Source organism: Microbacterium sp. (genome assembly GCF_035556355.1).
Classification (GTDB): Bacteria; Actinomycetota; Actinomycetes; order Actinomycetales; family Microbacteriaceae; genus Microbacterium.
Genome location: NZ_DATMFG010000018.1, coordinates 12,242 through 36,763, shown reverse-complemented (window position 1 = coordinate 36,763; position 24,522 = coordinate 12,242). Strand labels below are relative to the sequence as shown.

The following is a 24,522-nucleotide window of genomic DNA, read 5'->3' as shown; positions in this document are numbered from 1 at the left end:
CCTCAGGTCGTGGGGCGACCGTACTCCTCGAGCCAGCGCAGCCACACCTCGCTCACCGTGGGGTAGGCCGGAACGGCGTGCCACAGCCGGTCGAGGGGCACCTCGCCGACGATCGCGATCGTCGCGGAAGGCAGCAGCTCCGCGACATCCGGTCCGACGAATGTCGCGCCGATGAGCACGCCGCGCTCGGTGTCGACGATCGCGCGGGCCTTGCCGCGGTAGTCGTCGGCGTAGGTCGTCGCGCCCCCCAGCCACGACAGGTCGTAGTCGAGGACGTGGATGCTGCGCCCCGCGGCGCGCGCCGCCTCCTCGGTCATCCCGACCGACGCCACCTCCGGGTCGGTGAACGTCACCTGAGGCACGTGGTGGTGGTCGGCAGTCGCAGCATGGACGCCCCACGGGCCGTCGTCGACGCGCTTGCCGGTCGCGCGGGCCGCGATCACATCGCCCGCGGCACGCGCCTGGTACTTCGCCTGGTGGGTGAGCAGCGCGCGGTGGTTGACGTCGCCGACACCGTAGAGCCAGTCGGTGCCGCGCACGAGGAGCGTGTCGTCGACGTCGAGCCAGTCACCGTCGGAGATCCCGAGGTCGAGCGCGTCGAGTCCGAGATCGGCGGTGCGCGGCATCCGTCCCGTCGCGACGAGCACCTCGTCGGCGACGACCCGCCGACCGTCCGACAGCTCGAGCTCCTTGCCCTTCTCGCCACGGCGGGCCCCGGTCACCTCTGCGCCCGTGAGGATCGTGACGCCGGCTGCCTCGAGGGACTCCTGCACCAGCTCGCGGGCGAACGGCTCCATGGCGCTGAGGAGGCGTGAGCGCACGACCATCGTCACTGCGGCGCCGAAACCTGCGAAGAGTGTCGCCATCTCGCTCGCGACCGTGCCGCCGCCGAGGATCGCGAGACTCTTCGGCACATCCCGCACGCTCGTGGCGTCGCGGCTCGTCCACGGCTCGATGTCGAGGAGGCCGGGGATGTCGGGGAGCAGTGCGGCGGAGCCCGTGGCGATCGCGACCGCGTGCCGCGCCGTGAGGGTCGTCTCACCGTCGGAGCCCGTGACGACGACGCGCTTCGGCCCCGTGAACCGCGCGTGTCCGCGTACGAGGTCGATGCCCGCCGAGTCGAGCCACTTCACCTGCGACGCGTCGTCCCAGTCGTGCACGATCGTGTCTCGGCGGGAGAGGGTCGCGGCGACGTCGACGACGCCGGTGACCGCCTGCTTCGCCCCTTCGACACCGCGCGCGGCGCGCACCGCGGCATGACTTCGCAGGAGCGCCTTCGACGGCATGCACGCCCAGTAGGAGCAGTCGCCGCCGACGAGCTCCGACTCGACGATGACGGTTCGAAGCCCGCCCTGCGTCGCCCGGTCGGCCACGTTCTCGCCGGCCACGCCGGCTCCGATCACGATGAGGTCATACTCGCGCTCGCTCACCTCGCCCACGCTAGCGATTCCGGCAGGGGGAGAGGGCGGTGTCCGCCGACTCCGCCCGTTCGATACACCCGAAGCGAGCGATCGCGCAAGGGGGTGGCGCACGTGATCTAAACCGGTTTAGCATACCGGCGAACACCGGAGCGCCGGGCACCGTCACGAAGGAGTGAGATGGCCGAGGCATCGCGTCCCACGATCGCCGACGTCGCGCGCCGCGCGGGCGTCAGCAAGGGGCTCGTCTCGTTCGCGCTGAACGGCAAGCCGGGCGTCTCGCCCGCGAGTCGCGAGCGCATCCTCGCGGCGGCGCGCGAGCTGGGCTGGACCCCGAGCATGCGGGCGCGGTCGCTCAGCGTCGGGCGCTCCTTCGCGTGCGGCCTCGTGATCGGCCGGAGTCCCGACGTGATCGCCGCCGACCCGTTCTTCCCGTCATTCATCGCGGGCCTGGAAGACGTCTTCTCCACCTCGGGGCTCGTGCTCGTGCTCGCAGCCGTCACGCCGGGCCGCCATGAAGAGCAGACGTACCGCGACCTCGCCCACGACAAGCGCGTCGACGGCGTGATCCTCACCGACCTGCGCGTGGGTGATCCCCGGATCGGCATCGTCGATGGCCTCGGCCTCTCCGCGGTGACGCTCGGCGTGCCCGATGTCGACAGCCCGTTCTCATCCGTCTCGGTCGACGACGGTGCCGGCATCCGCCACGCCGTCGACCACCTCGCCGATCTCGGTCACGGTGAGATCGCGCACGTCGCGGGCCCCGAGACGATGCTTCACGCCGCGCGCCGCGCGCAGGCGTTCGCCGAGACGGCGCGGGCGCACGGAATGCGTGCTCGCATCATGACGACCGACTTCAGCGCCGCCGAGGGTGCGGCCGCCACTCGCGCGCTTCTCGAAGGCGACGAACCGCCGACGGCGATCGTGTACTCGAACGACCACATGGCCGTCGCGGGGCTCGGGATCGCCCAGCGTCTCGGACTCACCGTTCCGCGCGACCTGTCGATCACAGGCTTCGACGACACCGACCTCGGTCGCCACCTGCACCCCGCGCTGACGTCCGTCGCGACGGATGCGCGCGCATGGGGCGCGGTCGCGGCGCAGACCATCCTCGAGGCGCTCGCCGGCACGCCCGCGAAGCACCTCGACCTCGACGAACCGACCCTCGTGATCCGGGAATCCACGGGGGCGGCCCCACGTCGACCGCGACGTTCGCGCGGCTCGACAGCCTGAACCACCGGAGAAGGAGCAGAACATGAGACGCGTCATCATCACGGCGGCAGGAGCGGTCGCGGCAGCCCTCGTCCTCACCGCGTGCGGCGGGGGAGGCGGCGGGGGCGGCGGAGACATGGAAGCCCGCGGCGACATCACCATCTGGTACTCGAACAACGAGGCGGAGATCGCGTGGGGCAAGCAGATGGTCGAGGCGTGGAACGCCGACCACCCCGACGAGCAGATCAAGGCGCAGGAGATCCCCGCCGGCGCCTCGAGCGAAGAGGTCATCGGCGCCGCCATCACGGCGGGCAACGCGCCCTGCCTCGTGTTCAACACGTCCCCCGCGGCCGTCCCGCAGTTCCAGAAGCAGGGTGGGCTCGTGAACCTCTCCGACTTCCCCGACGGCGACGACTACATCCTCGAGCGCAGCGGTGAGGTCGCCGAGCAGTACCGCTCGGAGGACGGCGGCTTCTACCAGCTGCCGTGGAAGGCCAACCCGGTGATGATCTTCTACAACAAGACGATGTTCGCCGACGCGGGGCTCGACCCCGAGAACCCGTCGCTGTCGACCTACGACGAGTTCCTCGAGACGGCGCGCACCCTCAAGGATGCGGGGGTCGCGCAGTACGCGATCAACCCGGCGCCGACGAGCGAGTTCTTCCAGTCGTGGTTCGACTTCTACCCGCTGTACGCCGCACAGACCGGCGGCACGCTGCTCGTAGAGGACGGCCAGGCGACGTTCGACAGCGACGACGGCCGCGCCGTCGCCGAGTTCTGGCGCACGCTCTACGAGGAGCAGCTCGCGGGGCAGGAGCAGTACCAGGGCGACGCATTCGCCGACGGCTACGCCGCGATGGCGATCGTCGGTCCGTGGGCCATCGCCGTCTACGGCGACTCGGTCGAGTGGGGCGCGGTTCCCGTCCCGACCGAGGCGGGGACGGCTCCCGAGGAGACCTACACCTTCAGTGACGCGAAGAACATCGGCCTGTTCACGGCGTGCGAGAACAAGGCCACCGCGTGGGACGTCCTGAAGTTCGCGACGAGCGAGGAGCAGGACGGCATCTGGCTCGAGACGACGGGACAGATGCCGCTGCGGCAGAACCTCACCGAGACCTACCCGGACTACTTCGAGGCGAACCCCGCCTACGAGCAGTTCGGCGACCAGGCGTCGCGCACCGTCGAGGTGCCGAACGTGCCGAACTCGGTCGAGGTGTGGCAGACCTTCCGCGACGGCTACTCCGAGTCGGTCATCTTCGGCGAGGTGCCCGTCGACGAGTTCCTGACCGACGCGGCCTCCCGTATCGACGAGCTGGTCGCGCAGGGCTGACATGAGCGCGGATGTCGCGGGCGCCGTCGGCCGGACGGGGGACTCCTCCGACCGGCCGGCCGGCGGCGGCCCACCCCACGCGGCGCCGGCGCGCCGTGATGAACGCGGCGGCAAGCCGCGTCGCGGCCTGACCCGCATCCTCGGAGCACAGCCGCACGGCCTGCTCTTCTCGGCGCCGTACATCGCCTTCGTGATCCTGGTGTTCGCGTGGCCGATCGTGTTCGCGGTGTGGATGTCGTTCCAGGACTACTTCTTCGCCGCCCCGGGCGCCGACGTCGACCGGCCGTTCGTCGGCTTCGACAACTACGTCGCGGTGATCAACGACCCCAAGGTGTGGCAGTCGTTCCGCAACGTGGGCGTGTTCCTCATCATCAACGTGCCGCTCACCGTCGTGCTGTCGATCATCCTGGCGACGGCGCTGGACCGCATCGTGCACGCGCGCACGTTCTTCCGGGTCAGCTACTACGTGCCGTACGTGACCGCGTCGGTCGCGGTGGTCGCGGTGTGGCTGTTCCTGTTCTCGCAGCACGGGCTCGTGAACCAGATCCTCGGGCCGCTCGCGCCGAGTCCGTCGTGGCTCATCAACTCGGCGCTCGCGATGCCGACGATCGCACTGTTCGTCACGTGGAAGGGGCTCGGGTTCTACATCCTGCTGTACCTCGCGGCGCTGCAGAACGTGCCGCGCGAGCTGTACGAGTCCGTGTCGATGGACGGGGGCGGGCGCATCCGTCAGTTCTTCACGGTCACCGTGCCGGGCGTGCGGCCCGCAACGCTGCTCGTCGTGCTGCTGGCGACGATCACGGGTGCGAACCTCTTCACCGAGCCGTACCTGCTCACCGGCGGCGGCGGGCCGAACGGTGCCTCGGCGAGCCCCGTGCTGCTGATCTACCAGCGGGGCATCGAGCAGGGCAACCCCGACGTCGCGGCGGCGATCGGCGTGATCCTGATCATCTTCGTGCTCATCATCGCCGCGCTGCAGCGGCGCTTCGTGGGAGGTGACGAGTCATGAGGCGCATCCTCGGGAGCAAGATCACGCTCTACATCGTGCTGGGCCTCGGGGCGCTCGCGTTCCTGTTCCCCTTCTACTACATGGTCATCGGCTCGCTGCAGACGAACGTCGATCCCACGCCGGCCGGCGCATTCCCCAACCCCGACAACATCACGTTCGCGAACTACGTCGCGATCAACGAGCGGATCAACCTGCTGCAGGGGCTCGCCAACTCGGGCATCTTCGCGGGGGGTGTCGTGCTGGGAACGGTCGTGTTCGGCGTTTTGGCCGGCTATGCGCTCGCGGTGCTGCACTGGCGCGGACGCGGCGCGACCTTCGCGCTCGCGCTGCTCGTGCAGGTCGTGCCGTTCCAGCTGCTCATGATCCCGCTGTACGTCATGATCGCGCGCGATTACGGCATGTCCGACACCTACATCGGCATGATCCTGCCGTTCTTCATCAACTCGACGGCGGTCGTGCTGTTCCGGCAGTACTTCCTGCAGCTGCCGAAGGACCTGTTCTCGGCGGCGCGCATCGACGGCGCGGGCGAGTTCCGCATCCTGTGGAGCGTCGCGCTGCCGCTCGTGCGGCCCGCGCTGCTGACCGCCGTCCTGCTCACGTTCATCGGCCCGTGGAACGAGTTCCTCTGGCCATTCCTCATCACGAAGGAGGCGTCCATGCAACCGCTCGCCGTCTCGCTGGCGAACTTCATCAGCAACATCGCGGCGTCCACCGCGAATCCGTTCGGAGCCATGATGGCGGGCGCCGTCGTGCTGGCGGTCCCGGCCGTCACGCTCTTCATCATCTTCCAGAGGTACTTCACCTCGAACGAGCTCGGGTCGGGGGTGAAGGGATGAGCGCCGCATCCGTGCCCTACAAGCTCACGCGCGTCGGCGTCGTCATGACTCCGGATCCCGACGACCCGAACGAGGCCGAGGGGGTGCTCAACCCTGCGTCCGGTCGCGGCCCGGACGGAGAACTGTACCTCCTGCCGCGCCTCGTCGCGGCGGGCAACGTGTCGCGCGTCGGTCTCGCGCGCGTGCTCGTCCAGGACGGCGCACCGGTCGGGGTCGACCGGATGGGCGTCGTGCTCGAGCCCGATCGCGGGTGGGAGCGCGGCGCCGACAACGCGGGCGTCGAGGATCCGCGCGTGACGTTCATCCCCGCCGTGGGCATGCACGTCATGACGTACGTCGCGTACGGGCCGCTCGGTCCGCGCACGGCGCTCGCTGTGTCGGAGGACCTGCGCACGTGGCGGCGGCTGGGCCCCGCGCTCTTCCGCTACGACGACGCGCTCGACATGGACCTCAACCTCTTCCACAACAAGGACACGGTGTTCTTCCCCGAGCCGGTCACGACCCCCGACGGCACGACCGCGCTCGCGGTGCTCCATCGCCCGATGTGGGATCTCGGCGAGACGAAGCCCGGTCAGGGCATCCGCGTCCCCGCCGGGGTCGAGGACACACGCCAGTCGATCTGGATCAGCTTCGTGCCGCTTGCGGCGGTCGCCGCCGACATCACGGCGCTCACGCTGTGGGAGCAGCACCGCTTCGTCGCGGGCCCCGAGTTCGCGTTCGAGGAGCTGAAGATCGGCGGGGGACCGCCGCCCCTGCGCGTGCCCGAGGGGTGGCTCGTGCTGCACCACGGCGTCACGGGCGTGATCGACAACGCGTTCGCCCAGCAGCAGCGCGTGAACTACGCGGCCGGGGCGCTCCTGCTCGACGCCGACGAGCCGTGGCGCGTCATCGCGCGCACGCCCGAGCCGCTGCTCGCGCCCGAGACCGACGACGAACGCAGCGGCATCGTGCCGAACGTCGTCTTCCCCACGGCGATCGAGCGGATCGAGGACCGCACGTTCGTCTTCTACGGCATGGCCGATTCGAAGATCGGCGTCGCCGAGCTCACCCGAACCGACTCGGGCGCGCACGCCGCGCCCTGATCGAAGGAACGAACATGAACCGGATGCTCCGTCCCGCCCGCACGCGCGCGGCGATCGGCGCGGTGGCCGCCGTCGCCCTCGCACTGTCGCTCCCGGGGGCGGCGCTGGCCGCACCACCGGCCCCGGCGCAGGCGGTCGGCGGGCAGCTCACGAACCTCGCCCACCTCGACTTCCTGCTCGACGAGGCGACACCGCCCGCCGACGTGGAGGGCCACACGACGTACCGTCTCGCGGAGGAGCCCGTGCTCGTCATGCCGTGGACGTACGCCGACGCGCGCCCGGGCGGCACGTTCGAGCGCGTCGGCGGCGGCGGTCCGCCCGACCCCGTGACCGGCCACTGGAAGCAAGGCGCCTACAACGCCGACGACATCGCGCGCGCCGCCGTCGTGTACGTGCGGCACTGGGAGCAGACGGGAGACGACGCGAGCCGTGACAAGGCCTACGAGCTGCTGCGCTCGCTCGCGTACCTGCAGACGATCGACGGCCCGAACGCGGGGAACGTCGTGCTGTGGATGCAGCCGGACGGCACCCTCAACCCATCGGCCGAGCCGGTCGAGCTGCCCGACCCGTCGGACTCCGGCCCGAGTTATTGGCTCGCGCGCACGATCTGGGCGCTCGGGGAGGGGCATGCCGCGTTCGCGGACGCCGACCCGGACTTCGCGGCGTTCCTCGACGAACGTCTCGCGCTGGCGATCGAGGCGGTCGATCGCCAGGTGCTCGTCCGGTACGGCCGATGGGCCGAGGCCGACGGCATGCGCGTACCGCGATGGCTGATCGTCGACGGAGCGGATGCCTCGGCAGAGGCGGTCCTCGGTCTCGCCGCGCATGTCGAGGCGCAACCCGGCGACACGGCCGCCGCGGAGGCGCTCCGCAAGCTCGCGGAAGGCATCGCGGCGATGAGCGCCGGCGATGAGCGCTCGTGGCCGTACGGCGCGCTGCTGCCGTGGACGCCCGCGCGCTCGCTGTGGCACGCGTGGGGCTCGCAGATGCCGGCGGCGGTGGCTGCGGCATCCGTCGCCCTCGGCGACCCCTCGCTCGTCGTCCCGGCCGTTCGCGACTCAGCGTCGTTCACGCCGACGCTCATGACGGCGGGCGGTCCCGACAACGGGTGGATGCCGACCCCGACCGAGCGTGTGCAGATCGCATACGGCGCGGACTCGCGCGTGCAGTCGCTGTTCGCCGTCGCCGACGCGACCGGTGCGCCCGGGTTCACGGAGCTCGCCGTCATGCAGGCGGCGTGGTTCTTCGGAGCGAACCACGCGGGAGAGCCGATGTACGACCCCGCGACCGGCGTCACGTTCGACGGACTCGAGGCGGACGGCCGCGTCAACCGCAACAGCGGCGCCGAGAGCACGATCCATGGACTGCTCACGATGCTCGCACTCGATGCGCGGCCGGGACTCGGCAAGCGGGCATCCGCGCTCACCGAGGTCGCCGCGCGCGAGGGGCTGCGGCTCGTTCAGGCCGAGAGCGGAACGACGACCGGCGGAACCGTCACGACGCCCGAGGCATGGACGGGGGAGTCGCTGTGGGCGGGCGATGCGCTGACGCTGCCGCGTGGCGCGAGCGCCGTGTTCGACATCGGCACCGATTCGACGCGCCGCTGGGTGGAGCCGGTGGTGTGGTCGACGCCCGGTGAGTCCAGCACTTCGATGTGGCGAGCGGGCAACGTGCCGCTCGGCGCGCTGCACGAGCAGGGGCCGGATCAGGGCGTGTCACCCACCCCCGGCGTTCTGTGGCCGCGATCGCTGCAGCACTCCGCGCTCGACGACCGGTCGGCGCTGCGCGTCGACGTGCGGGCGGGCGAACTCGTGCTGGACGGCATCCTCGTGCGACCGGTCATCTCGCGCCTCGCGCTCGCGGGGGAGGGCGGCCGCACGGAGCTCGTGCATTCCAGCGCGGCTGCGCCGCAGCCGACGCGCATCGGCGCGGAAGGGACCACGACACACGTGATCGTGTTCGACTCGCGCGGGGGGCAGGTGCGGGACACGACCGTTCGCGGATCGCGGACGATCGTCGTGCCGGCCGGCGGGTTCGCGATCGCCACGTCGTGAGAGTGGTGCCGGAGCGTCGCGGGGGCGGCGCTCCGGCACCCGTTCGCGCGGTGGCGAAAGGCGCCGCCTACGCCATGACGGCTTACGCGAGCCCCGCACAGCCGTGTCCGATTTCCGCCAGCCCACGTCGCTGGGGCGTGACAGGCTGGACGCATGACGACGACCACCCCGCGTCCCGCGATGACGTTCGACGAGCGCTATCGCGCGATCGACTCGCGCGACGCGCGGTTCGACGGGCAGTTCGTCACCGCCGTACGCTCCACCGGCATCTACTGCAGGCCGAGCTGTCCCGCGCGCACGCCGAAGCCGTCGAACGTCACGTTCTACCCGACGAGCGCGGCCGCGCACGAGGCGGGGTACCGTGCGTGCAAACGGTGCCTCCCCGAGGCGGCGCCCGGCTCCCCCGAGTGGAACCTGCGCGGCGACACCGCGGGGCGCGCGATGCGGCTCATCGCCGACGGCGTGGTCGAGCGCGAGGGCGTTCCGGGGCTCGCCCGACGCCTGGGGTACTCGCCGCGCCACCTGACGCGACTGCTCACGGCCGAGCTCGGCGCCGGTCCGCTCGCCCTCGCGCGGGCGCAGCGCGCGCACACCGCGCGCATGCTGCTCGTCGGCACCGACCTGACGGCGGCCGACGTCGCCTTCTCCGCGGGATTCACGAGTGTGCGTCAGTTCAACGACACCGTGCGCGAGGTGTTCGGCATGTCGCCGCTCGAGCTGCGGGCGCGTCGCCGGATGTCGCGCAACGGCGCATCAGGACACGCCCTCGGTGCGATCGACCTCGTGCTGCCGCACCGCGGACCCCTCGACGCCGAAGGGCTGTTCGCGTGGATGAGCGCGCGGGCGATTCCCGGCGTCGAGCGCGCGACGCCGACGAGCTTCGCCCGCACGCTGCGCCTTACCGGTGGCCCCGCGTGGTTCGAGCTGCGCGTCGACGACGCGGGCCACGTGCGCCTGCGCGCGCGGCTCGCGCACCTCGGCGATCTCTCCACGCTCGTCGCGCGGGCCCGACGTCTGTTCGACCTCGACGCGGACCCGCTCGCGGTCGACGAAGCGCTGTCGCGGCATCCGGAGGTCCGGCCCCTCGTCGCGCGCGTCCCCGGAATCCGAGTCCCCGGCGCGGCCGATCCGCACGAGATGCTCATCCGCGCGATGGTCGGCCAGCAGATCACCGTCGCCGCCGCGCGCACGGCGCTGACCGCGCTCGCGGATGCCCTCGGCGAGCCCGTCAGCGGTCTCGGCGACGACGGCGACGCGACCGTGCGCCTGTTCCCCACGATGGCGGCGATCGCCGAGCGGGGTCCCGAAGTGCTCCGGGGCCCCGCAGCCCGCATCCGCGCCCTCACCGGCGCCGCCGCGGCCCTCGCCGACGGCACGCTCACGCTCACCTCGGGCGACGACAGCGCGGAGCAGCGCGCGGCCCTCCTCGCCCTGGCGGGCGTCGGCCCTTGGACAGCCGACTACGTGCGCATGCGCGTGCTCGGCGACCCCGACATCACCCTCCCCGGCGACGTCGCGGTGCGCTCCGGCGCGGCCGCCGCCGGCATCCCCGCCGAGCCGAGAGCCTTCAGCGCGTGGGCCGCTCGAACGGCGCCCTGGCGCAGTTACCTCACCGCCCACCTGTGGCGCAACGCCCCCGTCCGGCCGCGCTCCGCGCGCCGCCGCACCGAGACCCCGAAGGACGAATCATGACCGCCACCCTGCAGACGATCGAGACCCCCGACGGCGCCTTCACGATCCTCGCCGACGACCGGCAGCGCGTGCTCGCCTCCGGCTGGAGCGCCGATCCCGACGCGATCCTCGCACGCGTGCGTCGCGCGCCGTCGTCGGTGACGGAGGGCGAGACGGATGCGGCCGCCGCCGTCCTCGCGTACTACGACGGCGACCTCTCGGCGATCGATGCGGTCGAGGTGGAGCAGGACGGCACGCCGCTCCAGCTCGAGGGCTGGCGCGCGCTGCGCTCGATCGAGCCGGGGCATCCGCTCACCTACGCGGAGTTCGCGGCGCTGCTCGGGCGACCGTCCGCCGTGCGCGCGGTCGCGGCGATCTGCGCGCGCAACGCGCCCGCGCTCTTCGTCCCGTGCCACCGCGTGCTGCGCACCGGCGGAGCGCTGGGCGGATTCGCGTGGGGTGTCGACGTGAAGCGCAGCCTCCTCGCGCGCGAAGCCGCCGCCTGAGCTTGCATTCATCCTTGCGCTCAGCGAACTCCCAGGTATAGGCTGGAGGGCTGTCGCGCTTTGCGTGGCACTCAGCCGGATCCAGAGGAGGACGCCATGCACACGGCCGTTATCGTCGCCCAGTTCGCATACGTCGCTCTCGGCATCCGTGTGGACCGCCCTCGCCTTCAGGGATAGCTCGCCGCCGGCTTCGCGCCGCTCGGCATATCGCCTCAGTCAGGAGCGTTCCCTCTCGTATCGAGAGAATCCGCCCCTCGTCGCGCTCTTCGCGCGCCCTTACGCCCCGACCGGGGCTCGCATCCACCGTCCCACCAGGACCCCGCAAGGATCATGACCACCACCGCTGAACCGCAACGGTCCCGCCTCTCCACCCCTCGTGCCCTGGCGCGGCTGCTCCCGTTCGCCAAGCCCGTCCTGCCGCGTCTCGTGCTCGGCGCCGTGAGCGCGCTGCTGGCGAGCCTGCTCGCGCTCGGCATCCCGCTCGTGCTCGAGGCCGTCGTGCGCGGTCCGATCGCGTCGGGCGACCTCGCTCTCATCACATGGGGCGCCGTCGCCGTGCTCGTGCTCGGGCTGCTCGAGGCGTTGATGGTCTGGGCCCGGCGCTGGTTCGTGATCGCGCCGGCGACGGAGGTCGAGTACGACCTGCGCACGGCGTTCTATCGCCGTCTGCAGCGTCTGCCGGTCGCGTTCCACGATCGGTGGCAGTCGGGTCAGCTGTTGAGCCGCATGATGCAGGACATCAGCATGATGCGCCGCTGGATGGCGTTCGGCGTCATCCTGCTCGTCGTCAACGCCCTGACGATCGCGGTGGGCCTCGTGCTGCTGTTCCGCTGGCACTGGCTGCTGGGCACGGTGTTCATCGTGTGCTCGCTGCCGATCTGGTACGCGGGCTATCGCTTCGAGAAGACGTACGGCACGCTCACGCGCCAGAGCCAGGACCAGGCGGGAGACCTCGCGACCTCGGTCGAGGAGAGCGTGCACGGCATCCGTGTGCTCAAGGCCTTCGGCCGCGGCAAGCACGCGCTTCAGAAGTTCACGCGCCAGGCCGAGACCCTGCGGCGCACCGAGCTGCGCAAAGCGGGCGCCGTCGGCTGGATCTGGTTCTGGCTCGTGCTGCTGCCCGACATCGCGTTCGCGCTGTGCCTCGGCGTCGGCATCTTCCTCAACGCGACGGACCAGTTGAACGTCGGCGAGCTGTTCGCGTTCTTCGCGATGGCGACCGTGCTGCGCTGGCCGATGGAGTCGATCGGGTTCCTCTTCTCCTTCACGCTCGACGCGCGCACCGCGACCGACCGCCTCTTCGAGGTGTTCGACGAGCCCAACCCCATCACCGACCCCGAGTCGCCCGTCACGCTCGACCGCGTGCGCGGCGAGCTCGCGTTCGAGAACGCGCACTTCCGCTACCAGGACGCGTCGCCGAACGAGCGGGACCTGCTCGACGGCATCGACCTCGTGCTGCGGCCCGGCGAGACCATGGCTCTCGTCGGCCTCACCGGCTCGGGCAAGACGACGCTCACGACGCTGCCCGCGCGCCTGTACGACGTGACGGGCGGGCGCGTCACGCTCGACGGCGTGGACGTGCGCGACCTGTCGCTCGCCGAGCTTCGCCGGCACGTGGGCATGGCCTTCGAGGACGCGACGCTGTTCTCGCAGTCGGTGCGCGACAACGTGCTGTTGGGTCGCGAGGACCTGGAGCCCGGCAGCCCCGAGGCCGAGGCCGTGCTGCGCGAGGCGCTCGAGGTGGCGCAGGCGGGCTTCGTGTACGACCTGCCCGACGGCCCCGACACGGTCATCGGGGAAGAGGGCCTGAGCCTCTCGGGCGGCCAGCGTCAGCGGCTCGCGCTCGCGCGTGCCGTCGCCGCCCGTCCGTCGGTGCTCGTGCTCGACGACCCGCTGTCGGCGCTCGACGTCGACACCGAGGCGCTCGTCGAGGACGCGCTGCGCGAGGTGCTGCACGACACGACCGCCCTCGTGGTCGCGCACCGCCCGTCCACGGTGATGCTCGCCGACCGCGTCGCACTGCTCGAGGGCGGGCGCATCACGGCGGTCGGCACGCACTCCGAGCTGCTGCGCGAGAGCGAGCACTACCGTCACGTGATCTCGAGTCTCGAGATCGACGAGGCGCGCAAGCGCGCGCTCCACCACGAACAGGAACCGCTGGAGGTGAACCTGTGAGCACCACCGTCGTCGGAACGAGCGGCGAAGACCGCTCCGATTACACGCGCGAAGAGAGTCGCGCCATCCGACGGCGCTCGCTGCGCCTGCTGGGATCGCTCATCTCGCCGGTGCGCTGGCAGCTCGTGCTCGCGGCGGTCGTGCTCGTCGTGTCGACCGTGCTTCGCGTCGTCGGTCCCGCGCTCATCGCATACGGGCTCAACAACGCGCTCCCGGCCGCGGTCGAGCGCATGGACTGGATGCCGACGATCCTCGTCGTGGCCGTCTACCTCGTGTCGGCCCTCGGCGGTGCGGCCCTCATCGGCTGGTACGTCGTCGTCGCGGCGCGGCTCACGCAGGCTGTGCTGCTCGATCTGCGCAAGCGCATCTTCCTGCACACGCAGCGGCTGAGCCTCGAGTTCCACGAGTCCTACACGTCGGGTCGCATCATCTCGCGTCAGACGAGCGACCTCGACACGATCCGCGAGCTGCTGGACGGCGGTCTCAACGAGCTCGTGTCGGGTGTCCTGTACGGCGGTTTCACGCTCATCGCGCTGCTGCTGCTCGACTGGCAGTCGGGCCTGATCGTGGTCGCGATGGGGTTGCCGCTGTACCTGCTGATGCGCTGGTTCTACCGCAGCTCGCAGATCGCCTACCGCGAGTCGCGCGTCGTGAGCGCGAAGGTGATCGTCAAGTTCGTCGAGACGATGACCGGCATCCGCGCCGTCAAGGCGTTCCGCAAGGAGCCGCGCAACGACGGCGAGTTCGGCGGTCTCGCCAGCGACTACCGCGAGGTGAACATGCGGACGATCCGCCTGTTCGGCGCGTTCGAGCCCGCGCTGATGGCCGTGGCATCCGCTTCGATCGCCCTCGTGGTGCTGTGGGGCGGCATCCGTGTCGCCGACGGCGCGCTCGCGATCGGAACGCTGCTGGCCGCCGTGCTGTATGTGCGGAACTTCTTCTCGCCGCTGCAGGAGGTCGCGTTCTTCCTGAACTCGTACCAGTCGGCGACGGCGGCGCTCGAGAAGGTGTCGGGCGTCCTGGAGGAGGAGCCGACCGTTCCCGACCCGACCGACCCGGTCGACCTGTGGTCGGCGCGCGGCCGCGTGACGTTCGACCACGTGAGCTTCGGCTACTCGAACGACCGCGTGATCCTGCCGGACTTCTCGCTCGAGATCCCGGCCGGCCAGACGGTCGCCCTCGTGGGCACGACGGGCGCGGGAAAGTCGACCCTCGCCAAGCTCGTGTCGCGGTTCTACGACCCGACGCAGGGGACGGTGAGCCTTGACGGCGTGGACCTCAGGCGTCTGCATCCGAAGGATCTGCGCCGCGCGATCGTGATGGTCACGCAGGAGGCGTATCTGTTCAGCGGCACGGTCGCCGACAACATCGCGCTCGGCAAGCCGGATGCGACGCTCGACGAGATCCGCGCCGCGGCACGGGCGGTGGGGGCGGATGCCTTCATCGAGCGCCTGCCGGACGGCTACGACACCGACGTGAACAAGCGGGGCGGTCGCGTGTCGGCGGGTCAGCGGCAGCTGATCTCCTTCGCGCGCGCGTTCCTCGCGAACCCCGCTGTGCTGATCCTCGACGAGGCGACGGCGTCGCTCGACATCCCGAGCGAGCGGATGATCCAGGAGGCGCTGCAGACGCTCCTGGCCGACCGCACGGCGATCATCATCGCGCACCGCCTGTCGACGGTCGCGATCGCCGATCGCGTGCTCGTGATGGAGCACGGTCGCATCATCGAGGACGACACCCCCGAGAACCTCATCGCGGGAACGGGCAAGTTCGCGCAGCTGCACGCCGCATGGCGCGAGTCGCTCGTGTGAGCCCTGTCGCCCGACGCTGACGCCGGGGTGCGGCATCCGCTGTATCGTGTCGCCGTGCCGTTCACCGACCTGACGCTCGACGACCTCCGCACCTACCGACCCGACCTCCCCGAACCCGCCGATCTCGACGCCTTCTGGTCGACCACGATCGCCGAGGCGCGGGCCGCGGGCGGCGGCTTCGACCTGTCGCCCGCCGACACCCCGATCACCGAGCTCATCGTCGAAGACCTCGTGTTCCCCGGCTTCGGCGGAGAGCCGGTCCGTGCATGGGTGACGAGGCCGAAGACGGATGCCGCCCTCCCCGCCGTCGTGGAGTACGTGGGATACGGCGGCGGTCGCGGCCTTCCGGGGGAGCGGCTGCAGTGGGCGGCGGCCGGCTTCGTGCACGTGCTCATGGACACGCGGGGGCAGGGGAGCGCGTCGGGCACGGGCGGCGACACCGCCGACCCGCACGGCTCCGGACCCGCGATGCCCGGCTTCATGACGCGCGGCATCCTCGACCCGGAGACGTACTACTACCGCCGTGTCTTCACCGACGGCGTCCGCCTCGTCGACGCGGTGCGCGAGCTCCCGTTCGTCGACGGGTCACGTGTCGCGGTCACCGGCGGCAGCCAGGGCGGGGGCATCGCGATCGCCGTCGCGAGCCTCGTTCCCGACCTGCGCGGCGCGATGCCCGATGTGCCGTTCCTGTGCGACTTCCCTCGCGCCGTCGCTCTCACTCCGCGCAATCCGTTCACCGAGATCACGCAGTTCCTCGGCGTGCACCGCGACCTGACCGACCAGGTCTTCCGTACGCTCTCCTACTTCGATGGGGCCGTGCTCGCGCGCCGCGTGACCGTGCCCTCGCTGTTCTCGGTCGCGCTCATGGACGACATCGTGCTGCCGTCGACGGTGTTCGCCGCGTACAACCGGCTCGCGGCGCCGGATCGCGAGATCGTCGTGTACGCCTACAACGGGCACGAGGGCGGACAGGCGCACCAGTGGGTGCGGCAGGCGCGCTGGCTGCGCGAGCGGCTATGACGACGGATGCCGCGCCCGCGGCATCCGCTCAGAGCTTGATCTCGGCGATGACCTCGCCGTACTCGGTCTCGCCGACAGGCGTGAAGCCGACGCGCTTGAAGAACGCCTCGGGCCCGCCTTCGCCGGCCTCGTAGATGACGTTCACCTTCTCCATGCCGCGCTTGCGCGCCTCGTCGAGCAGCGCCTCGACCGCGAAGCGTCCGACACCGCGGCCCTGATCGTCGGCATCGACGTTGATGCGCCAGAGGACGGAGCGGAAGTGCTCCTGGGGGAAGTCGGGATCGAAGTTGGCGCTGACGAACCCGACGACGTCGTCGCCGTCGAGCACGACGCGCTGCCACGACGTCTGGGGGTTCACGACGGTGGCGGCGATGCCGTAGCTGACCGGCGAGAGGAACTCCTCCTGGCCGGGCTTGAGCGACATGTTGTTGACCGCGACGATCGTCGAGGCGGAAAGTTCTTCCAGTCGGAGCTCAGCCATTGCCCCAGGCTAATGGAGGCGCGCGGCATCCGGCCACGTCCTGCCGTGACCTTCATGGGGAATTCATGCAGCGCAAAGTATCTCGATATCAAGATACTTTTGCGATTGCGATAGGCTTGCACGACGCCCCGAAACGAAAGACGGAACCGGTGACCGACTCCACCATCATCTACACCTACACCGACGAGGCCCCGGCTCTCGCGACCGCTTCGCTCCTGCCGATCGTGCAGGCGGTGACCCGTCAGGCGGGGGTCGACATCGAGACTCGCGACATCTCGCTGGCGGGTCGGGTGCTGGCCGCGTTCCCGCAGCGACTGACCGCCGAGCAGCAGGTCGGTGACGCGCTCGCCGAGCTGGGCGGGCTCGCGACGCTGCCCGAGGCGAACATCATCAAGCTCCCCAACATCTCGGCGTCGATCCCTCAGCTGAAGGCCGCGATCGCGGAGCTTCAGTCCAAGGGCTACGACGTGCCGGACTACCCCGACGAGCCCGAGACGCTCGAAGAGAAGGACATCCGCGCGCGTTACGACCGCATCAAGGGCTCCGCCGTGAACCCCGTGCTGCGCGAGGGCAACAGCGACCGCCGCGCGCCGCTGTCGGTCAAGAACTACGCGCGCAAGCACCCGCACCGCAACAAGCCGTTCGCCGAGGGCTCCAAGACGCGCGTCGCGACGATGGGCCACGACGACTTCCGCTCGAACGAGCAGACGACCGTCATCCCGTCCGACGACGTGCTCACGATCCAGCACGTCGGCGAAGACGGCACCGTGACGCCGTTGAAGGAGGGCATCAAGGTGCTCCCCGGCGAGATCGTCGACGGCACCTTCCTCTCCGCGAAGGCGCTCGACGCGTTCCTCGGCGAGACGCTCGAGACCGCGAAGGCCGACGACGTGCTGTACTCGGTGCACCTCAAGGCCACGATGATGAAGGTCAGCGACCCGATCATCTTCGGTCACGTGGTCAAGGCGTACTTCGCCGACGTGTTCGACCGCCACGGCGACAAGATCGCCGAGGCCGGTCTCACGCCGAACGACGGCCTGGGCGCGATCCTGGCCGGTCTGGGCCGGCTCGAGGGCGGCGATGCGATCAAAGCCGCGATCGACGAGGCGATGAAGAAGGGCCCGCGCCTGTCGTACGTCAACTCCGACAAGGGCATCACGAACCTCCACGTGCCCTCCGACGTCATCGTCGACGCGTCGATGCCGGCGCTCATCCGCAACGGCGGCAAGCTGTGGGGTGCCGACGGCAGCGAAGACGACACGCTCGCCGTCATCCCCGATTCGTCCTACGCGGGCGTCTACCAGACGGTGATCGACGACGTCATCGCGCACGGGCCGCTCGACCCGGCGACGATGGGCACCGTGCCGAACGTCGGCCTCATGGCGCAGGCCGCCGAGGAGTACGGCAGCCACGACAAGACGTTCGAGATCGCGGCGCCCGGCCGCGTGCAGGTCGTGAACTCGGCGGGCGACGTGCTGCTCGAGCACACGGTCGACCGCGGCGACATCTGGCGCGGCACGCAGACGAAGGACATCGCTGTGCGCGACTGGGTCAAGCTCGCCGTGACCCGCGCGCGCGCGACGGGCGCCCCGGCTGTCTTCTGGCTCGACGAGCAGCGCTCGCACGACCGCGCGCTCATCGCGAAGGTGCGCGAGTACCTCGCCGACCACGACACCGAGGGCCTCACGATCGAGATCCTCGCGCCGGCGGCGGCGACGCAGTACTCGCTCGACCGCCTGCGCAAGGGCGAAGACACGATCTCGGTCACCGGCAACGTGCTGCGCGACTACCTCACCGACCTCTTCCCGATCCTCGAGGTCGGCACGAGCGCCAAGATGCTCTCGATCGTCCCGCTGCTCGCGGGCGGCGGGCTCTTCGAGACCGGTGCGGGCGGATCGGCTCCGAAGCACGTGCAGCAGCTCCTCGCCGAGAACTACCTGCGCTGGGACTCGCTCGGCGAGTTCTTCGCGCTCGCGGCGTCGCTCGAGCACTACGCGAACTTCACGGGCAACGTGCGTGCGCAGGTCCTCGCCGACACGCTCGATGCGGCGACGGGCACGTTCCTCGAGAACGACAAGTCGCCCGGCCGCGCACTCGGCACGATCGACAACCGCGGCAGCCATTTCTACCTGGCGCTCTACTGGGCGACCGAGCTCGCGAACCAGCAGGCCGACGCCGGGCTCGCGGCCGCCTTCAAGCCGGTCGCCGAGGCTCTCGCCGACAGCGAGCAGCAGATCGTCGACGAGCTGCTCGCCGTGCAGGGCTCGCCCGCCGACATCGGCGGCTACTACCGGCCCGACCCCGAGCTCGTCGAGAAGGTCATGCGCCCGTCGGCGACGCTCAACGCGATCGTCGACAACATCTGACTCCACGGTCTGCGACGGGGTGAAGCGGATGCCTCCGCCGAGGCATCCGCTTCACCCCGTCCTTGCGCCCGGCCGACCGACTGGTCGCCTCTGAGCCGACCCCGAGTGGCACGGGATCAGTAGTGCACCCACACCTCGGTGCCGTACGCCGACCACTCGTAGACGAACCTGGCCTCGTTGTCCCACATGTTCACGCAGCCGTGGCTCTGCGGGTACCCGAGCGACGAGCGCAGCGAGTTGGCGCCGTGGAAGCCGATGTCGGGAGCGAACCATGTGACCCACGGCACGTCGCGCACGCAGTACGGCGCACCCTCGAAGCACCCCATGCTCTGGATGCGCGAATACCCGTTGACCGTGAAGTGGCCCGTCGGCGTGGCCGAGCCGGGGAGGCCCGACGAGATGACGTGCGAGCTGACGAGGTTGCCGTTCTCGTAGAGGTAGGCGCGCTGCGTGCTGAGGTTCACCTCGATCGTGCGTGCGAGCGCGGTCGTCGTGAACGGGATCGTCGTCATGGGCAGTTCGTAGACGCCGTTCGCGTTCTGGATCTGCTCGGCGAACGCCGCGGCGATGCCGTCCGTGCTCTCGAGCGTGCGTCCCTCGACGCCCTCCGTCAGCGTCCGCAGCACGGTTCCGCTCGAGTTGGTCACGACCGTCGCGTTGACGGGTTCGCGGTTCACGAGAGCGGGGAGGGTCTCGACGAAGGCGTCGATCGCCTCCTGGTCGACCTCGATCGAGAACGTGCCGCGAGGGCCGTCGCCGAGCGTGATCCACGACGCCGCGAGGGCGCGGTCGATCGGGACGACCCGCTCGCCGCCGATGTAGAAGCCCATCGAATCGAGCATCGTGTTGAGTCGGTACGCGGTCGCGTCCGCGACGTACGTCTGCGTCTCGGCGTCGATCGGGGCCGCGACGGGATCGAACTCGACGTGCGTCTGGCCGGAGTCGAACGCATCCTGCAGGGCGGTGCGCACCGCGTCGACGTCGATGCCCGTGCCGAGGATCGCGGGCGTCACGACATATGACCCGGACTCGGCGTCGAACGCGAGCTGCGCGTCGACTGGGTCGGTGTAGAGCGAGGGCGCCGCATCGCGCAGCACGGCCTTCGCGACGTCGGGATCGAGCTGGACGACCGCCTGCTCGGGCTCGGAGAACCACTGGGTGGGGTTCCACATCGGATGCGCGTCGAACGCCTCGTTCGCGAGTTCGCGCGCGCGCACGCTCGCGGCGAGCTCCGCACCGGTGACCTCGACATCGCCGTCGGGGCCCGTGATCACGAGCGTCGTCTCGGCAAGGCGCGCGCTGACCGCGTCGGCTGCGGCCCCCGGCGTCATGCCGCCGACGGACACGCCCGCGATCGACGTGCCGGGTGCGATGAGGACGAGCGACGCTGCGACGAGCGCCGCGATCGCGAGGGCGACGGGGATCCCGATCCACCATCCCAGGCGGCGCTTGCGCCGCTTCGGCTCTGCGAGCGCCCACATCACCTCGGGCTCGGCGTGCGTCGCCGGTCCGGGAACCGGAAGCACCGTGGGGGCCGGAGGAGCGACGGATGCCGCGACCGGCGCCGCGGCGACCGCACCGACGGGCACGGGCTCGCTGATGGGCTCTGCGACGAGGTCGTCAGCGGCGGCGGGCTCGAGGTCTTCCGGCGCCGCGAGGGCGGCGTCGGGCTCGGGGTCGTCAGTGGTGACGTCATCCGGTGTGTCGGCCGATTCGGATGACGGATCGACGTCCGCAGCGTCGGGCTCCGGGTCCGGCTCTGCCTCGGCTTCCAGGTCCTGGGGCTCGCGCTCGGGGTCCGGCTCTGCCTCGGCTTCCACGTCCTGGGGCTCAGGCTCGGGGTCCGGCTCTGCCTCGGCTTCCAGGTCCTCGGGCTCGGGTTCGACGTCTTCGGTCTCAGCCTCGGCCGCGACGCCTTCGGCGATGGGGTCTTCGGTTTCGGCTTGGGGTTCGACGTCTTCGGTCTCGACGCCTTCTGTCGCGCCGTCGGCGTCTCCTACCTCGGCATCCGGGTCGACCGCTTCGCCCTCCGGCTCGGCGTCTTCGGCCTCACCCTCCGGCTCGGCGTCTTCGGCCTCGCCCTCCGGCTCGGCATCGGCCGCGGCGTCGTCTGCGTCGGAAGCGTCGGGCTCGGCATCCGCCTCGACCTCGGCGTCTGCAGCCTCCGCGTCCGTGTCGCCGTCGGCGTCGACTGCCTCGAAGTCGTCGATGTCGAGTTCGTCCAATGACGCCGTGACGTCGTCGTCGGGCAGGTCCTGCGCGCCCGCTTTTGTGGCGAGATCCGTCACGCCGTCACCCCCCGGTAGGCCGAATCGTTCTGCATATGGTAATGGACGCGCCTCGGGAGAGCCCTGGATGAGTCATTCACCGCACACATCCCGGAAATGGTCCATCGTGTCGCGGAACGTCGTGGCGAGCTCTGCGAACTCGCCCGACTGATCGAGATCGCCGTTCGCGAGGGACTCCAGCACGTCGCCCATCTGGCCGTACATCTGCTCGAGCGAGGGCAGAAGTGCCGCGACCTGGTCGTTCGTGATCTCGGATGCCGTCTCGCCGAGTCTCCCGGCGGCGGCGCGCATCGCCTCGACGACGGAAGCCGGGTCGTCCGCACCCGCGGTCTCGAACTCCTCAGCCGCCGCGACGACCGAGTCGCGCACGAGCGCGCAGGCGTCTTCGGTCGACTGGCCGGCGTCGCCGGGGCCGTCCGGGCCCGCTTCGACGGTCGTCGTCCCGGTCTCGGAGGGGGTGGGGGAGGCCGTGCACGCGGCGAGACCGAGCGTGGCGAGGGCGACGAGGACGACGGCGGCGATGCTGCGGTGCATGTGGGGGACCTCCAGCGATCCAGCGTAGGTGAGCGACGCATCCGTCAGCCCGCGGCCGGCGAGACGATGCCGATTTGTAACAGTTTTGTAAATGGTCCGTTCAAATCGGTTGCGGATGTTGCGCGGGAGTTAGTTCGTAAGCTCTACTAACAAACATGTCTGCATCGGAAGTGCAGCGCGGCTCTTCCACGACGACGTCCGCGCACCGAGAGGAACCCGCCGCCGTGCGCGACCGGGGCGTGAGAAACCTCCGCCGCGCCGCCAAGGTGCTTCCCGAGCACGCCCGCGCGCACAACCGCTCGCTCGTCCTGCAGACCCTCTTCCACAGCGGAGCGATGAGCCGTGCCGACCTGTCGCGCGAGACCGGGCTCACGCGCGTGACGATCTCCGACCTCGTCGCCGAGCTCATCGCCGACGGATTCGTCGCCGAGAAGGGCGTGCGCGAGGCATCCGGCCCCGGCAAGCCCGCGATGCTCGTCGACCTCGACCGGTCCGGCCACCGCATCATCGGCATCGACCTGTCGGGCAGCGACGTCTTCCGCGCCGCCGTGCTCGACCTCGACGGGAGCATCGTCGTGCGCCGATCCATCCCCGTGGCGGCGGGGGACGAACTCGTCGAGTCGGTCATCTCGCTCGTCCGCGAGCTCATCGCCGACTCGCACGCGCCGATCCTCGGCGTCGGCGTCGGCGCCCCCGGTGTGATCGACGACCGCGGCGTCGTGATCACCGCACCCAACCTGCGGTGGACCGGATTCGACCTGCAGACCACGCTCGAGAAGGCGCTCGACCTGCCCGTCGTCGTCGCGAACGACGCGAACGCGGCGGTGCTCGCCGAGTACACGTTCGGCGGAGCCGGCGACGACGTGATGCTCGTCAAGGTGGACCGAGGAGTCGGCTCGGGCCTGCTGTCGGGCGGGCGACCCATGCGCGGCGCCCGATTCGCCGCGGGTGAGATCGGCCACGTCACGGTCGGCACCGACGGCGGGCCGCTGTGCGCATGCGGAAAGGTCGGATGCCTCGAAGCGTGGATCTCCGTGCCGTCGCTGTCCGGCCGGCTCGCCGAGGCATCCGGCGATTCCGCGCGCGACGGCGTGCTCCGCGACGCGGGCGAGCGGCTCGGCATCGCCCTGGCGCCCATCGTCGGCGCACTCGATCTGTCGGAGATCGTGCTCTCCGGCCCCCCTGAACTTCTCGGCGGACCCCTCGCGGAAGCGACCGCCGAGACCCTCCGCACCCGGACGCTCGCCGAAGTCCACGAGGGCATCCGAGTGCGGATGACGGAGCAAGGCCAGGACATCGTCCTGCGCGGAGCGGCCGTCATGGTCCTGTCGGGACAGCTGGGCGTGTCCTAGACGCCACCACACCCCCTGGATGGGCCCGCCAGGTCCCATCCGAACCAAGAGAGAACGAGGGAATCATGAAGAAGACGCTCGGAGCCGTCGCCCTCCTGGGCGCGACGGCGCTTGCCCTGGCCGGCTGTGCCGGCACCAGCGGCGGCGGGAGCACCGAAGAGACCGGCGCGGAGATCCGCGTGTGGCTCAACGGGACCGACACCCCGCAGGAGGCGCGCGACTACCTGAAGGAGACGTTCGAGGAGGAGAACCCGGGCAACACGCTGGTCATCGAGGAGCAGTCGTGGGAGGGCCTCGTCGACAAGCTGACCACGAGCCTGTCGAGCTCGGACAGCCCTGACATCGTCGAGATCGGCAACACGCAGTCGCCGGCGTTCACGTCGGTGGGCGCGCTGCTGGACATCTCCGACATGTACGAGACCCTGGGCGGCGACGACCTGCTGCCCGGCTTCGTCGAGGCAGGCTCCTACGACGGCAAGTTCTACGCTCCGCCGCTGTACTCGGGCGCTCGCGTCGTGTTCGCCGACCCGGCGTTCGTGTCGGAGGCCCCGGCCACGCTCGAGGACTACATCGCCCAGGCGAAGGATCTCGCTGCGGCCAACCCCGGCAAGTCGGGCATCTACTTCGCCGGTCAGGACTGGTACAACGCCCTCCCGTTCATCTGGGAGAACGGCGGCGAGCTCGCCGTCGAGGACGGCGGCGAGTGGGACGCTCAGCTGAGCTCGCCCGAGTCGGTCAAGGGCCTCCTGCAGGTGCAGGACCTCATGACCACCGCGTCGGTCGCCCCGAAGGACGGTGACAACGCCGAGCCGTGGACCCCGTACTGCGAGGGTGCGGCCATCCAGTTCTCGGCGCCGAACTGGGCCCTGGGCCTGGCGAGCGCGTGCGAGACCGAGAACCCGCCGGCCGCTCCGTTCGTGTACGCGCTGCCCGGCGCCGACGGCGGTGCCGCCCAGGTGTTCGCCGGTGGCTCGAACATCGGCATCTCGGCGAAGTCGGCCCACCCCGAGCTCGCCAAGAAGGCGCTCGAGATCATCCTGAGCGATGAGTTCCAGACGATCTACGGCGAGAACGGCCTCATCCCCGCGAAGAAGTCGCTCGCGTCCACGCTCGGCGACTCGCCCGAGGCGCAGGCCTTCGCCGAGGCTGCGGGCAACGCGAAGCTCACCCCGGCTTCGCCGAACTGGGCCGAGGTCGAGGCTGCGCGCATCCTCGAGGACTTCTTCGTGAAGATCGCGCAGGGCGGCGACGTGCAGTCGCTCGCCGAGGAGGTCGACCAGAAGATCGAGGACATCCTCAACGGCTGAGCCGGCTGAACCATCCCGGGCGTCCGCGTCCGGAACCGTACCGGGCCGGCGGCTCCCACCGTCGCCGGCC

The 24,522-nt window shown here is 70.5% G+C and carries 18 protein-coding genes; 14 read left to right on the top strand and 4 right to left on the bottom strand.

What is annotated here, in order from left to right; translation table 11 throughout:
• Positions 1 to 2 precede the first annotated feature (2 nt).
• Entirely contained in the window at positions 3 to 1,430 is a 1,428-nt protein-coding gene (locus VNR19_RS03555) for a dihydrolipoyl dehydrogenase family protein (protein WP_325723964.1), read from the bottom strand.
• Between the two features lie 168 nt (positions 1,431 to 1,598).
• Here VNR19_RS03555 and VNR19_RS03550 point away from each other — a divergent pair, with 168 nt between their 5' ends.
• The 11 genes from VNR19_RS03550 to VNR19_RS03500 all read left to right on the top strand — a co-directional run bounded on the left by VNR19_RS03550 (position 1,599) and on the right by VNR19_RS03500 (position 16,124).
• On the top strand, positions 1,599 to 2,651 hold the full coding sequence (locus VNR19_RS03550; RefSeq protein ID WP_325723962.1) for a LacI family DNA-binding transcriptional regulator: 1,053 nt from the start codon (positions 1,599 to 1,601) through the stop codon (positions 2,649 to 2,651).
• Between the two features lie 22 nt (positions 2,652 to 2,673).
• Positions 2,674 to 3,960: an extracellular solute-binding protein gene (locus VNR19_RS03545; protein WP_325723960.1), complete on the top strand. Its 1,287-nt coding sequence runs from the start codon at positions 2,674 to 2,676 to the stop codon at positions 3,958 to 3,960.
• A gap of 1 nt (position 3,961) precedes the next feature.
• A complete protein-coding gene (locus tag VNR19_RS03540) occupies positions 3,962 to 4,969 on the top strand; it encodes a carbohydrate ABC transporter permease (RefSeq protein WP_325723958.1) in 1,008 nt (335 codons plus the stop codon).
• Positions 4,966 to 5,805 carry a carbohydrate ABC transporter permease gene (locus tag VNR19_RS03535; RefSeq protein ID WP_325723956.1) on the top strand — a complete coding sequence of 280 codons (840 nt, stop codon included), beginning with the start codon at positions 4,966 to 4,968 and terminating at the stop codon, positions 5,803 to 5,805. The genes VNR19_RS03540 and VNR19_RS03535 overlap by 4 nt, the downstream gene beginning before the upstream one ends.
• The gene (locus VNR19_RS03530; RefSeq protein WP_325723954.1) at positions 5,802 to 6,887 is read left to right on the top strand and encodes a glycoside hydrolase family 130 protein; all 1,086 of its coding nucleotides are present in this window, start codon (positions 5,802 to 5,804) and stop codon (positions 6,885 to 6,887) included. The genes VNR19_RS03535 and VNR19_RS03530 overlap by 4 nt, the downstream gene beginning before the upstream one ends.
• 14 nt (positions 6,888 to 6,901) lie before the next feature.
• Positions 6,902 to 8,941: a hypothetical protein gene (locus VNR19_RS03525; RefSeq protein WP_325723952.1), complete on the top strand. Its 2,040-nt coding sequence runs from the start codon at positions 6,902 to 6,904 to the stop codon at positions 8,939 to 8,941.
• A gap of 153 nt (positions 8,942 to 9,094) precedes the next feature.
• The gene (locus VNR19_RS03520) at positions 9,095 to 10,633 is read left to right on the top strand and encodes a DNA-3-methyladenine glycosylase 2 family protein (protein ID WP_325723950.1); all 1,539 of its coding nucleotides are present in this window, start codon (positions 9,095 to 9,097) and stop codon (positions 10,631 to 10,633) included.
• On the top strand, positions 10,630 to 11,118 hold the full coding sequence (locus tag VNR19_RS03515) for a methylated-DNA--[protein]-cysteine S-methyltransferase (protein WP_325723948.1): 489 nt from the start codon (positions 10,630 to 10,632) through the stop codon (positions 11,116 to 11,118). The genes VNR19_RS03520 and VNR19_RS03515 overlap by 4 nt, the downstream gene beginning before the upstream one ends.
• Positions 11,119 to 11,448: 330 nt before the next feature.
• Positions 11,449 to 13,293: an ABC transporter ATP-binding protein gene (locus tag VNR19_RS03510; protein ID WP_325723946.1), complete on the top strand. Its 1,845-nt coding sequence runs from the start codon at positions 11,449 to 11,451 to the stop codon at positions 13,291 to 13,293.
• Positions 13,290 to 15,104, top strand: a complete 1,815-nt coding sequence (locus VNR19_RS03505; RefSeq protein WP_325723944.1) for an ABC transporter ATP-binding protein — start codon at positions 13,290 to 13,292, stop codon at positions 15,102 to 15,104. The genes VNR19_RS03510 and VNR19_RS03505 overlap by 4 nt, the downstream gene beginning before the upstream one ends.
• 54 nt (positions 15,105 to 15,158) lie before the next feature.
• Positions 15,159 to 16,124, top strand: coding sequence for an acetylxylan esterase (locus tag VNR19_RS03500; protein ID WP_325723942.1), 966 nt, complete (start codon positions 15,159 to 15,161; stop codon positions 16,122 to 16,124).
• 28 nt (positions 16,125 to 16,152) lie between these two features.
• On the opposite strand, the gene VNR19_RS03495 is transcribed toward VNR19_RS03500, so the two are convergent.
• Positions 16,153 to 16,605 carry a GNAT family N-acetyltransferase gene (locus VNR19_RS03495; protein WP_325723940.1) on the bottom strand — a complete coding sequence of 151 codons (453 nt, stop codon included), beginning with the start codon at positions 16,603 to 16,605 and terminating at the stop codon, positions 16,153 to 16,155.
• A gap of 149 nt (positions 16,606 to 16,754) precedes the next feature.
• On the opposite strand from VNR19_RS03495, the gene VNR19_RS03490 reads away from it, so the two are divergent.
• A complete protein-coding gene (locus tag VNR19_RS03490; RefSeq protein ID WP_325723938.1) occupies positions 16,755 to 18,971 on the top strand; it encodes an NADP-dependent isocitrate dehydrogenase in 2,217 nt (738 codons plus the stop codon).
• Positions 18,972 to 19,087: 116 nt separating this feature from the next.
• Here the strand turns inward: VNR19_RS03490 and VNR19_RS03485 are convergent, their stop codons facing one another.
• The gene (locus tag VNR19_RS03485) at positions 19,088 to 21,259 is read right to left on the bottom strand and encodes a L,D-transpeptidase family protein (protein ID WP_325723936.1); all 2,172 of its coding nucleotides are present in this window, start codon (positions 21,257 to 21,259) and stop codon (positions 19,088 to 19,090) included.
• 72 nt (positions 21,260 to 21,331) lie between these two features.
• Positions 21,332 to 21,793 (bottom strand): hypothetical protein, encoded by a 462-nt coding sequence (locus VNR19_RS03480; protein WP_325723934.1) that lies wholly within the window; start codon positions 21,791 to 21,793, stop codon positions 21,332 to 21,334.
• Positions 21,794 to 21,948: 155 nt separating this feature from the next.
• On the opposite strand from VNR19_RS03480, the gene VNR19_RS03475 reads away from it, so the two are divergent.
• Together VNR19_RS03475 and VNR19_RS03470 are read left to right on the top strand one after the other, a co-directional pair.
• Positions 21,949 to 23,145: an ROK family transcriptional regulator gene (locus VNR19_RS03475; protein WP_325723932.1), complete on the top strand. Its 1,197-nt coding sequence runs from the start codon at positions 21,949 to 21,951 to the stop codon at positions 23,143 to 23,145.
• Positions 23,146 to 23,210: 65 nt separating this feature from the next.
• Positions 23,211 to 24,452: an extracellular solute-binding protein gene (locus VNR19_RS03470; protein ID WP_325723930.1), complete on the top strand. Its 1,242-nt coding sequence runs from the start codon at positions 23,211 to 23,213 to the stop codon at positions 24,450 to 24,452.
• Positions 24,453 to 24,522: the final 70 nt, after the last annotated feature.

Excerpts from the sequence above, each read along its gene's own strand:
- VNR19_RS03550 (WP_325723962.1), top strand. The coding sequence starts at position 1,599 with ATGGCCGAGGCATCGCGTCCCACGATCGCCGACGTCGCGCGCCGCGCG.
- VNR19_RS03545 (WP_325723960.1), top strand. The coding sequence starts at position 2,674 with ATGAGACGCGTCATCATCACGGCGGCAGGAGCGGTCGCGGCAGCCCTC.
- VNR19_RS03540 (WP_325723958.1), top strand. The coding sequence starts at position 3,962 with ATGAGCGCGGATGTCGCGGGCGCCGTCGGCCGGACGGGGGACTCCTCC.
- VNR19_RS03535 (WP_325723956.1), top strand. The coding sequence starts at position 4,966 with ATGAGGCGCATCCTCGGGAGCAAGATCACGCTCTACATCGTGCTGGGC.
- VNR19_RS03530 (WP_325723954.1), top strand. The coding sequence starts at position 5,802 with ATGAGCGCCGCATCCGTGCCCTACAAGCTCACGCGCGTCGGCGTCGTC.
- VNR19_RS03525 (WP_325723952.1), top strand. The coding sequence starts at position 6,902 with ATGAACCGGATGCTCCGTCCCGCCCGCACGCGCGCGGCGATCGGCGCG.
- VNR19_RS03520 (WP_325723950.1), top strand. The coding sequence starts at position 9,095 with ATGACGACGACCACCCCGCGTCCCGCGATGACGTTCGACGAGCGCTAT.
- VNR19_RS03515 (WP_325723948.1), top strand. The coding sequence starts at position 10,630 with ATGACCGCCACCCTGCAGACGATCGAGACCCCCGACGGCGCCTTCACG.
- VNR19_RS03510 (WP_325723946.1), top strand. The coding sequence starts at position 11,449 with ATGACCACCACCGCTGAACCGCAACGGTCCCGCCTCTCCACCCCTCGT.
- VNR19_RS03495 (WP_325723940.1), bottom strand. The coding sequence starts at position 16,605 with ATGGCTGAGCTCCGACTGGAAGAACTTTCCGCCTCGACGATCGTCGCG.
- VNR19_RS03480 (WP_325723934.1), bottom strand. The coding sequence starts at position 21,793 with ATGCACCGCAGCATCGCCGCCGTCGTCCTCGTCGCCCTCGCCACGCTC.
- VNR19_RS03475 (WP_325723932.1), top strand. The coding sequence starts at position 21,949 with ATGTCTGCATCGGAAGTGCAGCGCGGCTCTTCCACGACGACGTCCGCG.
- VNR19_RS03470 (WP_325723930.1), top strand. The coding sequence starts at position 23,211 with ATGAAGAAGACGCTCGGAGCCGTCGCCCTCCTGGGCGCGACGGCGCTT.